Here is a 13078-nt window from a genome sequence, read left to right as displayed (position 1 = left end):
GTCAGTACATCACCTTGCCCGCAGAGACGTTGATATCCTGACCGGTAATCCGTTCTGACTGCTCGGAACAGAGGAAGCCGACCAGGCCGGCGACGTCTTCGCGGTCCACCAGCTCGCCGCGGGCAGCCTCGCGTTCGACCTCCGCACGGACCTCTTCGTAGGTCTGGCCGGTTTCGTCCGCCTGCCGCTCGAACACTCGTCTGATGCGTGGCCCATCGACCGACCCGGGACAGACCGCGTTGACGTTGATATTCTCCTCACCCACCTCGGCAGCGAGGGTTCGCGTGAATCCAATGACGCCCATCTTGCTCGTCGCATAGGGCGTTCGGTTCGGCAGGGGACGTTTCCCGGTCACCGACGCGATGTTGACGATCCGGCCGAATGACTCTGCTCTCATGTGGGGCAGGACTTCACGACACATCTGGAACGGACCCTTGAGGTTGACTGCAAGTGTCTGCTCCCACTCTTCGGTGGAGACTTCCTCACAGGGTGCTGTCGGCCCGGCGATGCCGGCGTTGTTGACCAGGTATTCGATGGACCCGAACTCCTCGAGGACCCACTCGACCGTCTTCTGGACGCTCTCGCTGGAGGCGACGTCCGTTTCGACGAGTTCACAGCGCTGGCCTGTCTCCTCGACCAGTTCCTTCGTCTCTGCCATCTCCTCGCTGTCGAGGTCGGCGACGACGACTGAGGCCCCACGGCGGGCGAGCTCTACACAGATCGACTGTCCGATACCGCGGGCGCCACCGGTGACGATTGCGGTACTCTCGGGACGCATGGCACAGAAGTGTTACACTTGGTATATAAATCTTGGTGTGACACGCCGTCTCTCGGGGGTGGTCCAATCGCTCCTGAAATGCCGAAACCGCTACACAGGGGCGCTCGGCGGTCGGTTGACGGATATCAGACCGGGTCGCTGGTGGCCCTGCCCCAGACTCACACCGACGCACCACCACAACGGTTAAATATCAGTTCCGAGTCGATTATCACCATGCCTTACAGCGGGTACGCCGACTACTTCGAGAAGAAGCTGATAATCAGCGTCGCGACAACCGGAGGCCACCACGGGAAAGACGCCAATCCGAATCTCCCGGAACAGCCCGTCGAGGTGGCACAGGACCTCGCGGCGTGTGAGGAAGCCGGCGCCTCCATCGTCCACCTCCACGCCAGAGACGAGAACGGCGAGAAGACGAAGTCCGTCGCCCGGTACCAGGAACTGCTCGACACCATCGACGAGTACTGCGACGATATCATCGTCAACTTCACGACTGGCGGCGGGGGCATCTTCTCCCGCGAGGAGCGCATCGCGCCGGTACTGGAGACCGACCCGGGCCCGGAGATGGCCACCATGGACCTCGGGCCGATGAACTTCGGGCAGACCAGGACGGCCGTGAACACCCGTGAGCAAAACGAGGAGTACGCACAGCGCCTGCGGGATGCAGGCGTGAAACCCGAGCTAGAGGTCTTCAACCCCGGCCACTACCCCGAGATGGAGCATCTCGTCGACGAGGGGCTCCTCGATACCCCGTACTGGTGTACCCTCATCCTCGGAATGCAGACGGGGACTCCGGCCCATCCGCGTAACCTGGTGAACCTCGTGGATAACCTCCCCGAGCCCGCCGAGTGGCAGGCGCTCGCGGTCGGGCGACACCAGCTCCCCCTCACGACGATGGCCATCACGATGGGCGGACACGTCCGGGTTGGGATGGAAGACAACATCTACTACCGCAAGGGCGAACTCGCCGAGAGCAACGCGCAGTTCGTCGAACGCACGGCCCGTATCGCCGATGAGCTGAACCGCCCCATCGCTGACACCGACGAGACCCGCGCGATGCTGGGTCTCTGACCGGGTCGTCTCGCCCCCCTGTTTTTCCACACGTCAACGGCGGTGAGTGGCGGTGCTGGATGCTCAGTCTATAACGATTTATCGTCCGCAAATCCCCATCTCGTGAATCGCTCTCTCACAGTCTCTCGCGCGTGGTTTAATCAGCGAGGATTCTTTCGAATGAAGCGGGAGAATATTCCAATCACAACTTTCTGGTCGGTTCGTCACCCAGGTGGACAGCTTTTCGCTGCCGTCCCCGTCGAGGGGATTTTATATATCGATTGGGGATTCGGTACGGAGAACGCCGCTACGTCCGCTGTACGCAGTGTCGGACGGTACGAATCGAGTATCGAGCAACGAAGACCCGAGTGCGACACAATAGCACGCACTACGTGTCCCCCAGCAATGGATTTTATATACTGTCCGCGTAGAGTGTGCGCATGGACAACGACACACAGTCACGCACCCTGCAGACGACACGGACCACCCTGGAAATCGTCCGGGCGCTAGAGGACCACGGGCCGGTGCGGGTGACCGAACTCGCCGACAGGCTCGACATGGCGTCGAGTACGGTCCACAGCCATCTCGCAACGCTGGTCGAGGAAGAGTTCGTCGCGAAGGATGGTGATTTCTACCGGCTGAGTCTCGAGTTCCTGCGACTCGGAACCCACGTTCGCAACCTCCGGGACGAGCACCAGGTCATCCAGTCGTACACGGAACAGCTGGCCGAGGAGACCGACTGCCGAGCCGTCTTCCTCGTCGAGGAGCACGGTCGCGGCGTCTACCTCTACACCCACTCCGGGAAACACGCCGTGTGGAACTACTCGACTATCGGCAAACAGGCGCCACTGCACGTCTCGGCCAGCGGCAAGTCGATTCTCGCGTCGCTGCCACGCCAGCGTGTCGACGAGATTATCGACCGCCACGGCCTCGAACCCGAGACCGACCGGTCGATTACCGACCGTGACGAACTGTTCGCGGAACTCGACGAGATACGGGACCGCGGCTTCGCGTTCAACCACGAGGAGCAACTCGACGGCATCAAAGCAGTCGGCGTGCCGGTTACGGGCCCCGATGACCGCGTTATCGGCTCGTTCAGCGCTGCAAGCCCCGCAAAGCGCATGGACGACGATTGGTTCGAGACCGAACTCCCGAACCAGGTTCTGGGCATCGCTAACGAGTTCGAACTCGAAATTTCGATGCCGTGAGCCGGCGGTGACAGGGCGTCCAGTTCCTATTTTCCCCATCTGGGACACCACTATACCCGTCCCAAAAAGGCTCGGTGCCTTGCCCCGGTCTGGGACACCCTATATCCGTCCCATAGCTGTTCCACGACGGGCCTCTCGTAGCGACCACAAATCTTAGTACCGGGGACTGTCTTAGCGTCAAATCGATGGGAACGACGCATTGCTGTAAAGTCGATCGCGTTCGGGCCACCCACGGTCTCTCCCCACCCGCCCGTTTCGAGGGGGACCTCGACTCGTATCTCGTCGCCAGATGGACCGGGGAGGGCGAGACGGACTCGGCCGGTCTTCGCACGCTCTCGGAGTGGTTCAACAAGCAGGTGCTCAAGGCAATCTATCGCGACCACGGGCGCTCCGACTCGAGTGTCCGTCTCGATTCGGATTACGAGGTGCTCCAGGGGAACGATATCCCGGACCACAAGCGGGCAGAACTCCGCTCGGAACTCGCCGACGACGGCATCGATAGCGAGACGACGACGAAGCAGTTCATCGGCAAGAGCACGCTCTCACGCCATCTGAAAGACTGCCTCGACACGACCAAGGACAGTTCCAGTGCAGAGACGGAGTGGGAGATAGACCGGGTACGCGTCGCGACCAACACGTACCGCTCACACCTCGAATCGGCACTGCAATCACTCGGAAACAAAGGCCGGATCAGCGATGTCGACGGCGCACAGTTGCAGGTCCAATCGTACCTCTCCTGTCCGGAGTGTCCGACTCGCGTCACCGTCGAGCAAGCCTACGAGCAGGGCTATGTCTGTGCTGACCACCGTGACGACTGACTGTCCCGGGGGAGAATCCGCCACTGAGCGACCGATTTAAGTCACCGGTCACCAGTAATAATGTATATGTGGGACCTCGAGATTTCGAATATTGCCGGAATTCGCAACGGCGAGGCGACCGTCGAGTCCGGCATCAACGCCGTGCAGGCAAGCAACTGGCAGGGAAAAACGTCGCTGGTAACCGCCCTACGGACAGTACTGGGTGGGTCTGTCACGTCCGCGACCCTCACCGACGGTGCAGCGGAGGGTCACGTTCGGTTACAGACACAGGACCACGAGTACGAGCGCGCGCTTCGGCGGACTGGTGAGACGGTCGTCGCAGACGGCCAGCCCTATCTGACCGACGAGCGCGCGCGGGCCGCCGCCGAACTGTTCGCCTTTCTGGACGAGCGAAACCGGATTCGCAGGGCGGTTCGCGAAGGCGATGACCTCACCCCACATCTCGTTCAACCACTGGAACAGGAGGACATCGAAGAGCAGATTGCACAGCTGAAAGCGGAGCGAGAGACGGTCGAATCCGAACTCGACCGCGCACAACAGGCGGCGGAGAAGCTGCCAGGGAAGACTGACGCCATCAACAAACTCGAGTCAGAACTCGAAAAACTACAGGCGGAGGCCGACACACTCGACGGCGATACCGGTGCGGGCGGTGACCAGACAGAACTCCGTTCGGAACTCACGCAGGCGCGCCGCGAGCGCGAGCAAACCAGTCAGCGCGTCAACCGACTCGAAGGGAAAATCGAATCGCTGGAAGCACAGATTTCGGAGAAAGAGAGCGAACTGGAGGAGCTGACAGTCTCAGCAGACCCCGACCTGCCCGAGACCCTGGCTGAGAAAGAGCGCGCACTCCGGGATATCGACCAGGAAATCGAGACGCTGGAAGCGCTGTACAACGCTACGAAGCAAGTACTCGACCAGGGACACCTCGACGTCGTCTCGGACGTGGAGCGCCGAATCGACAGCGACTATCTCACCTGCTGGGTCTGTGGCAGTGACACGACACGCGACGATATCGACCAACAGATGGACGGGCTGAGCGATGCCATCTCCGACCGCCGAGCACAGCGGTCGGAGCTGCAATCGACGGTGTCGGAACTCCAGGATAAACAGCGCGAGACGGAGCAACAGCGGCGGCGGAAACAGTCACTCGAAGACGGTCTGAGCGAGCTCCGGACGAATCTTGCGGACTCGCGCGAAGAACTCTCGCAGGCCGAAAACGAACTCACAGAGTGCAGTGAGCGCGTCGAAACGCTCGAAACACGAGTCCAGGAAACCGACGACCGACGGAAATCACTCGACCAGGAAATCGCGCGGACGGAAACGAAGCTCGAACGCCATCGGGAGGAGCATGAGCAACTGGAATCACAGGCCCAGCAGCGTGAGCAACTCCAAGAGCGCCTCGATTCGCTCTCAGACGAGATCGAAGCGTTGCGCTCACGGCACGAGCGGGTAATCAGGACTGCACGCAACGCCTTCACTGAGGCGCTCGAAGACGTCGTCGACAAGTTCAATCCGAGCTTCGAGCGGGCGCGACTGAAACAGCACGTCGACCCGGACTCCGGCCGCACCGAGCAACTGGAACTGCTCATCGCCCGGGACGGTCGTGAGATATCTGTCGATGCACTCTCCGAAGGCGAGGTCGAGCTAATCGGGCTCATCGCAGCACTCGCCGGCCACGAAGCGTTCGACGTCGCTGACCAGGTCCCCTGTATCCTCCTCGATGACCTCGGAGGACTGGCCAGCGAGCACATCCACACCCTCGTGGACTATCTCAGTGCCAGAACCGAATATCTGGTCACGACCGCCTACCCTGAGGCTGGTGAGTTCGATGGCCACGTACTCTCACCGGCGGATTGGGACACCGTCTCCGACGAGGAGGCGCCAACTGTCTAGTCGGGCTGTATGAAACAGGGGAGATGATACCTAATTGGATGGTTGATACCACGAGTTAGTCGTTGCCATTCTCGAGCAGCCGGTCACGAGGGTCGCGTCGCGACGGATGCCGAACCCAATCACGGCATGACCCCCAGAGTGCTAGACGAGACAGGGGTGCTGGTATGCTGGGGCACCGTGCCCATAATTATATCAGATATAGAACTCCCAGTATGATATTTCAGAAATATACGATATGGTGGGTTTTGGCCCGTTCCACTCTGCGCACTTCCCGAACCCGTTCAAGCGACTCACGGTGACACCATGGTTGCTTGATTACCGCGTATCCGCCGAGCGAAAGCACCTATGGACCGTTTATCGCAGACATCCCGTCACAGATGGGCTCGAGAAATCGTTCGTACGGGCGGAGACAGAGATGTACAGTGAGCCCTTCGGAGTCCCTAAACATGATAGACTGGTGTTCGTCTCGTGGTCCGAAGGCAGCGAGTGTGCCGGTCGGGTTGCTGCTACCGTCGCGTCAGCGGGTGTATCTGCTATTTCTGGCCGGGACACGAGACCTATCCAGTGTACGAAGAGCCAGTGTCCAGACAGTTTTATATACGAAGTACGGTGGGCGGCACCACGCACCGATGGCTCTGTCAGTCCTGACGATCACGCTGTCGAGGCATTCGTAAGCTAATTCTGACACTTATGTATATCTGATATTTTTGTATTTCGGAAGTGCGCTTGGAGGCGGGTAATCAGTGAGACTATTAGCAGGTGCCAAAGAGAGTACGGCAAGCATCGTTTTCCACCCTGCTAGATGAGAGCAAAACGCCAGCGTAACTACGAATCTGACGCCGGTAAACTGTAGAGCTCGATTGCTGGGTTCTCCAGCGGGGACTATGCGCGATGTATCTTGCACGGCTACTGGAAACCTCTTTGAACTGGCACAATCGCTGCAGCCCGTGCACAAATCTACTGAGTAGCTGGCCCGACCCAGAAATCCGAAATCAACTCTGTGAGTACTGTCCTTTGGCTTGGTTTCTGCGTATTCGATCTCTGCGCGTGCCTCTCACGGTAATCAGAGCTGGTAGCTCTCTTCAGGAAACTGCTCGTGATTATCGCCCGATGCTCAACCAAGCTTTCTAACGGTCAGTACAACGAGCACAGGGATCACACCCGAAATCAACCAGACCCCGTCACTCAACGATACTCTTCAACGTCCACGACCCGCTTGGTCTCATCGTGCGTAAGATCACTGTCACCGGAAACCACGGGTGCATCAAGTTCTCGGCCCACGGCGGCGATGAGACCATCCATTCCCGCGAGGAACGGGCCTTGCGGTCCAACCTCGCTAGCGATTTCGCCGGCTATCTCGGCTGTCTCCTCGTCGGTCTCGTAAACCTCACCCCACGAGAGGTCGGCTTTTACCGCTGCTACATCGCCGTCCAGGACATTCCCCTCTCCGACGAGGACCTCAGCGTACGCTGGGGCCGGGATAATGAACCGTTCATCGTCATGGGCCAGTAGATACTCGGCGGTGGCGTCGACACCGTTGAGATAGTCGATGAGAAATGTCGCGTCGAGTACTTTCATTCGTCGTCCGCCAGCCGACGCATCCGGTCTTTCGACTTCTGCTTGGACTTCTCACGTGCCTCTCGGGCCCGGTCAGCCTGTTCGTCTGACCACCGCCCGAACCCAGCCATGAGGTCGCGGTCGTCCTCAAGCATCCGCTGCAACACATCGTTATAGCTCTCGCCCTCCCGACGGCGGCGGTCAAGTTCTCGCTTCACCGTGTCGCTAACTCGAATCTGCTCATCTGCGGTCGCCATTGTTACGTTGACGTTCGCGTTGACAGGGATTAATCCTTGTGGGGGCAAACGATGGAACAGAACAAGTGAATCAGCGTTTTGACTGAGAGGGTTCTTAGTACACGTATGTCGACTACTATCGAAACACACGACGTTGACGAGGTATGTGTGTACTGCGAGTCGCGAATCTTTGACCATGAGCCCATCTGTGTCGGCGACTATACTGATGACTGCGGGTCAGCGGAGTACTTCTGTAACCACGCCTGTCTTTCCGCTCATATTGATGAGGAGAGTCTCACAACGGGCGATGCGTGTGAATGGAATCCCGATGGGAACAACTGCTGCTAACCTGAAAATTCAATACGCAAACTGACTGAGCAACGTATTCGTTAAACCGACGCTGCAACGAAGAGGGATTTTCAGTACTGATTTGTTCCGGGAAATTTGGTCGTGATTATCGCAGCATGCTCAACCGAGCAGACCAACGATCAGTACATCCTCTGTACCCAACAACCATTTCCGCTCAGTTCCGGAGGGTTTCAGCAGATCATCAGAATCGAAACTTCTGCTAAAACACTCCAAAGAGGCTCAAAGCAGTATTAAGCAGCGGGATCATAATCACAATTCCTGCGACGCCAGCCGAGCGTCGAATATCCAGATTTCGAGCATCCCGGATGGCGTACGTGAAAAGATACCCGAGCCAAACGTAGGTGATGACACCGGTGAGGAGATTAAATAGGAACAACGGAGACGGAGGCTGCATTTGAGTCATCGCTATCGGTGGAGCGTCTCCGGTAAGCGTGAGGACCCAGATAGTGAGTGTCAGAATCGTGTGTCGCAACAAGAGCGGAAGCGATGCCCATCCGATGTTTGCCGCAGTCCGGGCGATCGAGCCAGTGCCGCCAACGATCGCGGTCAGGAGATACACGGGAACTGTCAATACGGTCCAGAGAGCAGCACCGCCGATTAAACCGGCAATGAGAAACACGAACACAAGTCCTTCGGGCGTGAATTCGGACGGAAATTGGTCTGCGTACGGCACCCCACTCGCAACGGCGACGACACTTGTGAAAATTAAGATGATCGCGGCACCGGCTAGTGACGGAGGCCGTTGAGCGGAAAACTCATCCGGAGCGAAAAACTCATCCGGAGCGAATAGCGGTGTGTAGGGCATTGGTTATCGCGTATTTCGACTCGTCAATAAGTTTACTGATTAGAGACAGAATCGGTGAGAGGTCGAAAATAGACGTCTTCGGCCTTCGAAAGGATGACTGAGGCGTGCGCATCAGCAGTGAGCAACATATTCGCTCAACAGACGCTGAAACGAAGAGGGATTTCCAGTTCCGGCTTGTTTGAAGAGGTGGTCGTGATTATCGCCCCAACCAGGACCATCGCCTATGTTTCTCGCGGCACTCTCGATCGTGTCATCTATCGATTAGTACAGATGACGTGTGGCTCCTTCTCTCACCGAGCCTTGGGTGTGTGTCGCAATGTCACAGTGGTTGTTTAGTATGTCCAGCCGTCGTTGGAACTATCCCATGACGTGCGAGAGCGACCTGTTTCTCCCGGGAACGGTCCGGGAGAGTGACGACGGATTCGCCCTCGAACACGAGACCGGCACGGTTCCGGTCCGTGACCCTGACGGTCACCTCACCGCGGCCGATGTCGACGAACCCCGAACGCTAGGACTCGCCGTGTCCCCAGAGGAGGTCCACGCGACCGACGAGCCGGTGGGCGTCTCGACGGCCGACGGGACCGTCCGACTGGTCGGACGGAAGACGGTCCAACGGGTGCGATTCGGCCAGCGAAACCCCGGACCGTTCCTCCGCATCGGGTTCGGCCCAGGCGTATGGCCCGGGGAGTCGTCGATTCTCTGGGGCGACGGGCCGATGTACGCGGGGCCGCTCTCGGCGTGTGAGGCAACGCGGCCCGACCGCGTCCGCATCGAGACGACCGAGCTTCGAGTCCAAGCGGTGTTGGCCGACGACAGGAATCCATATGCGGGCCGATTGTCCGACCTCCGAATCGAGTTCGACCCCGACGGCGACGCTGTCAGAGTGACCGTCCCGGGGGTGCCACTCTGGACGACGAGCGGCTGGCACCAGAAAGACCCAGAAGAGTTCCTGGCCGCGATAGGCGCCCGACTACGAGACCTCGTCGACGGTGAGGAGGAGTCCAGCACCGGCGGAGCCGAGGGACTCCGGCCGAAAATCACCGCCGATGGCGACCGAATCCGATTCGAGTGGCACTGGGTCGAACACCGACTGGGCTGTTGGCCCGAGGACGGACTCGTCTTCGACCGCGACACGTTCGTCCGGGCGTGGCTCCGCGACGCCGAGCTGTACGACGCGTGGTTCGACGCCGACCGAATCGGGGAGCTGGTGACCGAACTCCGGGAGCGAACCGGACTGAAGCCGGCAGCTACCCGCGCGGTCCTCCGTGAGCCAGCCAGCTTCGACACGGCCGCCTTGGAGGCGCTCGTCAGAACCGATGCGGACCGCCGCCGGGACGCCGCCCGGGCGCTGTGGCGTCGTGGCGACGGTGCCCCGGCCCTCGTCGACGCCCTCCACGACGACGGGAGCCGGCCTGCCGACGAACGGGTCCTCGTCGGTGCGCTCGACGCAGATGGTGGCCGCGAGTCCCTCGAAGGATTGGTCCGCTACGTCCGGACCGCTCCCGATTCCCGTATTCGCGGGCGAGCGGCGGATTGCCTCGACGTGCACGCCCGGACCACGCTCGCGACCGCCATCTACGACAACGCGAGGGGCGACCCGCAACGCGTCGCCAAGGACCTCCGGCGGCGGACTCGGAGGGAGCCCGACACCCCCGTTCCGGACTTCGACGCAGTCGGCGCCGACGACCCAGCACTGTGTTTCGCGAGTGGACTCGCCGACGCCGTCGACGACGCCGTCGCGGTGCTCGGCGACATCGAGAAGCGCCATTACAACCCGGTCTGTAGCGGGCAGGCGTCGCTCTGGGCCGTCGTGGACGACTCGGCGACGCCGGACGGCGCTCGGGTGGTCGCGGCCGCGCTGACCACTCCAGAGGCGGGCGCCGTCGACGGCCCGGCGGCCGACAAACCAGCGGTGTCCGACTCCACCCGGGACGCGCTGCTTGCCGTTCTCCGGACCGACGGCGACGCCCGAATCCGCGCACTGGCGGCGTCGACGCTTGCCTCAATCTACGGCGAAGCCGTCGTCGAGGCCCTGCTCGACGCGCTCGTCGAGGATGAACACGTTGCGGTCCGCAACCGAATCGCGGTGGCCATCGAACGGGCCGACCCGAGCGTCGCCGAGCGTGCCGACGCGGCCACCATCGCCGACCACGAGGGCGGCCCAGCGGCCCGGCGCGACCTCCTCGAGACCTCCCGCTATGGCACGCTGCCCGACATCGACGCCGTCCGTGAGGGGCTTCGAAGCGGCGACCCGACTGTCTGGACCGTCGCGGCCCGCAGCGCGCCCGCGTTCTGGGCCGACCCGCCATACGACGAACTGCTGGCCCTGCTCGACCGCGTCGAGCCCAAGGAGGGCCACGACCCGCCGATCAACGAGTGGCAGTCCGCGCTCGACTCTCTCGCCGACCTCGTGAAAAACGGGCGGGCGCCGCTCCCGTCGGCCGGTCCGTTACTGAACCTGCTCGAAAAGCCGTATCGAGCACGGACGGTGGCGCTGGACGCTCTCGCCGCTATCGCGGAGGCCCACGGTGAGTTCCCCGAGACCGACCCCGAGCGCGTCTACCGGGCGATATTCCGCACCCAGCAGTCCAATCCGAAGACTGACCTGAAGAAACTCGCGACCATCGTCATCGAGACCTACGACAGTTTCGAGCCCGGCTATCTCGCCCAGATACCCTGTGACCCGGCCCGGCGAGCGGTCCTCCGGCGGGTCGCCGAGGCAGTCGACGAGGCGGCCGTGCCACTCCTGTTGGCCTACGCCGACGACGATGACGACCAGATGGTCCAGCGGGTGCTGTACCAGTTGCGCTCCCATCCTGAACACGTCCCGGTCGAGGGGCTCGACGTCGACCTCGCCGCGAACAACCGCGCGCTGTTGCTGTACAAACTCGTCGCGCTGGCTGCTATCGATACCGACGACACGGAACGGGCCCGGGCGTTCGTCGACGAAGTCCGCGAGCTGACCCGTGACGACCGCTGGTACGTCCGGGCGAAGGGCCTTGCCGTGCTGGCGTATATCGCCGCGTTTGCAGATACCTACTGGGACGAGGTCGTCGGCGTCGCGGCCGAGGACCCGAGCACTGTGGTCCGCCGCGTCGGGCTGGCGGGGCTGGGCGGCGGGCCGCTCGACGCCGTCGAGGAGTGGGCCGTCTCCATCGCGACGGACGGCGCCGAGCCGGTCCTGGTCCGCGAGTACGCCTGGAGTCTGCTGTGTGACCGGGCCGGGGAACTCTCCGCAGACGCGCTCGACCGACTGGACGGTCGCCTCGACACCAACCCGCCACTACTCCGACCGGTCGTCTATGAGACCCTCACGGCGGCGGGCCGTGACCCGCCCGTGTCGCCGGGCGATGACGCCGGCTTTCCCGACCTGCCGGGTCCGGACGCCGACAGGGGGACCGACATCGACGACCCGGACGCCGACCTCGGCCCGCTCCGTGACATCGTCCGAGACGGCGACGACGCCGACCGACGGGTCGCGGCGCTGTACCGGCTGGGACTCTGCTACCGGGCGGCAGACGAAATCGAAGTCACGGACGTCATCGACCCGATCGAAGACGCGCTGGCCGACGCGAACGCCGCCCGCGCCGTTCGCGAGACGGCGGCCCTCGTCCTCGTCCTGATTCACCACCGGCGTGCGTTTGACGCGCTCGACGCGGCCGCCCCGGAGCGCATCGGAAGCGAAGCCGACGCGACCTGACCGCCGGCCCCAACCGCTTCTCATAATACCCCATTCCGGCGGGCAACCAGACGTGGTATACTCCGTGGCGTCAACAGTTGGTGAGCTGGGGATTCTCCCACGCCCCCGTCGCAGCGTCGATGGTAACAGACACGCCTCGCCAGGTCCCACCGATCAACGCACCATCATCCATAGCAAGCCCAGCAAACGGATTGCCACCCTCGTCACTCGCCGGCGGAATCGGTCTCTCACTGTTTGCCGTCATGCTTGCCGTCGGCCTTCGAACCCGAATTGAGCGGTCCTGATTTGTCCCGAGGACCTGGCGCCGCCACCTACGAACCCAGATTCAGTCGGTCCTCACCCATCCGTGTGCCCCTGGCAACGAGCTGAGCCCCATAAGCCCGCCGAGCTTGATTCCACGCTGTGAGTGCCGTCTCCAGTGACTCGTGTTGGGAGAGTGTCTCGGCGAAGGTGACTGCGTCGCCGACGGCCTTTGCGGTGCCCGCTGCGGTATGGGGGCGCGCAACGAATGCACTATCACCGAGCATACAGACTCGATCGACGACCATCTCGGGGACGCTGAGGTCATAGATTGCCTGGACGAACAAGTCAGGTGTCTCGGTCACCACTGACTCGAAGACCGGTGGGAGCGTCGTCACCGCCCGTTCGCGCTGGCTGGTGCGTATGG

11 protein-coding genes and 1 pseudogene are annotated in these 13078 nt (G+C 61.6%); 6 read left to right on the top strand and 6 right to left on the bottom strand.

All coding sequences use genetic code 11. The features are described 5' to 3' along the window. Position 1 precedes the first annotated feature (1 nt). Entirely contained in the window at positions 2-778 is a 777-nt protein-coding gene (locus EGD98_RS20280) for an SDR family NAD(P)-dependent oxidoreductase (RefSeq protein ID WP_220590184.1), read from the bottom strand. A gap of 213 nt (positions 779-991) precedes the next feature. Between EGD98_RS20280 and EGD98_RS20275 the strand changes: the two genes are divergently transcribed. The 4 genes from EGD98_RS20275 to EGD98_RS20260 all read left to right on the top strand — a co-directional run bounded on the left by EGD98_RS20275 (position 992) and on the right by EGD98_RS20260 (position 5744). Further along, positions 992-1846 carry a beta-keto acid cleavage family enzyme gene (locus tag EGD98_RS20275; RefSeq protein ID WP_220590183.1) on the top strand — a complete coding sequence of 285 codons (855 nt, stop codon included), beginning with the start codon at positions 992-994 and terminating at the stop codon, positions 1844-1846. A gap of 419 nt (positions 1847-2265) precedes the next feature. Then, positions 2266-3033: an IclR family transcriptional regulator gene (locus EGD98_RS20270; protein ID WP_220590182.1), complete on the top strand. Its 768-nt coding sequence runs from the start codon at positions 2266-2268 to the stop codon at positions 3031-3033. Positions 3034-3218: 185 nt separating this feature from the next. Beyond that, the gene (gene rdfA, locus EGD98_RS20265) at positions 3219-3851 is read left to right on the top strand and encodes a rod-determining factor RdfA (RefSeq protein WP_220590181.1); all 633 of its coding nucleotides are present in this window, start codon (positions 3219-3221) and stop codon (positions 3849-3851) included. Positions 3852-3917: 66 nt separating this feature from the next. Beyond that, positions 3918-5744: an archaea-specific SMC-related protein gene (locus EGD98_RS20260; protein WP_220590180.1), complete on the top strand. Its 1827-nt coding sequence runs from the start codon at positions 3918-3920 to the stop codon at positions 5742-5744. Between the two features lie 1185 nt (positions 5745-6929). On the opposite strand, the gene EGD98_RS20255 is transcribed toward EGD98_RS20260, so the two are convergent. Both EGD98_RS20255 and EGD98_RS20250 read right to left on the bottom strand, forming a co-directional pair. Beyond that, positions 6930-7322: a PIN domain-containing protein gene (locus EGD98_RS20255; protein ID WP_220590179.1), complete on the bottom strand. Its 393-nt coding sequence runs from the start codon at positions 7320-7322 to the stop codon at positions 6930-6932. Next, a complete protein-coding gene (locus EGD98_RS20250; RefSeq protein ID WP_121513230.1) occupies positions 7319-7558 on the bottom strand; it encodes an antitoxin VapB family protein in 240 nt (79 codons plus the stop codon). The genes EGD98_RS20255 and EGD98_RS20250 overlap by 4 nt, the downstream gene beginning before the upstream one ends. 105 nt (positions 7559-7663) lie before the next feature. Here EGD98_RS20250 and EGD98_RS21370 point away from each other — a divergent pair, with 105 nt between their 5' ends. After that, positions 7664-7885, top strand: coding sequence for a hypothetical protein (locus EGD98_RS21370; protein ID WP_236039705.1), 222 nt, complete (start codon positions 7664-7666; stop codon positions 7883-7885). 220 nt (positions 7886-8105) lie between these two features. On the opposite strand, the gene EGD98_RS20245 is transcribed toward EGD98_RS21370, so the two are convergent. Beyond that, positions 8106-8711, bottom strand: coding sequence for a YIP1 family protein (locus tag EGD98_RS20245; RefSeq protein ID WP_220590178.1), 606 nt, complete (start codon positions 8709-8711; stop codon positions 8106-8108). Positions 8712-9075: 364 nt separating this feature from the next. Between EGD98_RS20245 and EGD98_RS20240 the strand changes: the two genes are divergently transcribed. Next, complete coding sequence (locus EGD98_RS20240) at positions 9076-12411, top strand: HEAT repeat domain-containing protein (RefSeq protein ID WP_220590177.1); 3336 nt, start codon at positions 9076-9078, stop codon at positions 12409-12411. A gap of 70 nt (positions 12412-12481) precedes the next feature. Here EGD98_RS20240 and EGD98_RS21415 read toward each other — a convergent pair whose 3' ends face one another. Then, the gene (locus EGD98_RS21415; RefSeq protein ID WP_483867034.1) at positions 12482-12655 is read right to left on the bottom strand and encodes a DUF7957 family protein; all 174 of its coding nucleotides are present in this window, start codon (positions 12653-12655) and stop codon (positions 12482-12484) included. Between the two features lie 67 nt (positions 12656-12722). Beyond that, a pseudogene (locus EGD98_RS20235) lies at positions 12723-13078 on the bottom strand (FAD binding domain-containing protein); the annotation flags it as partial.

This window comes from Haloarcula salinisoli (assembly GCF_019599405.1).
GTDB lineage: Archaea > Halobacteriota > Halobacteria > Halobacteriales > Haloarculaceae > Haloarcula > Haloarcula salinisoli.
This window is presented reverse-complemented; position numbering and strand designations above follow the sequence as displayed.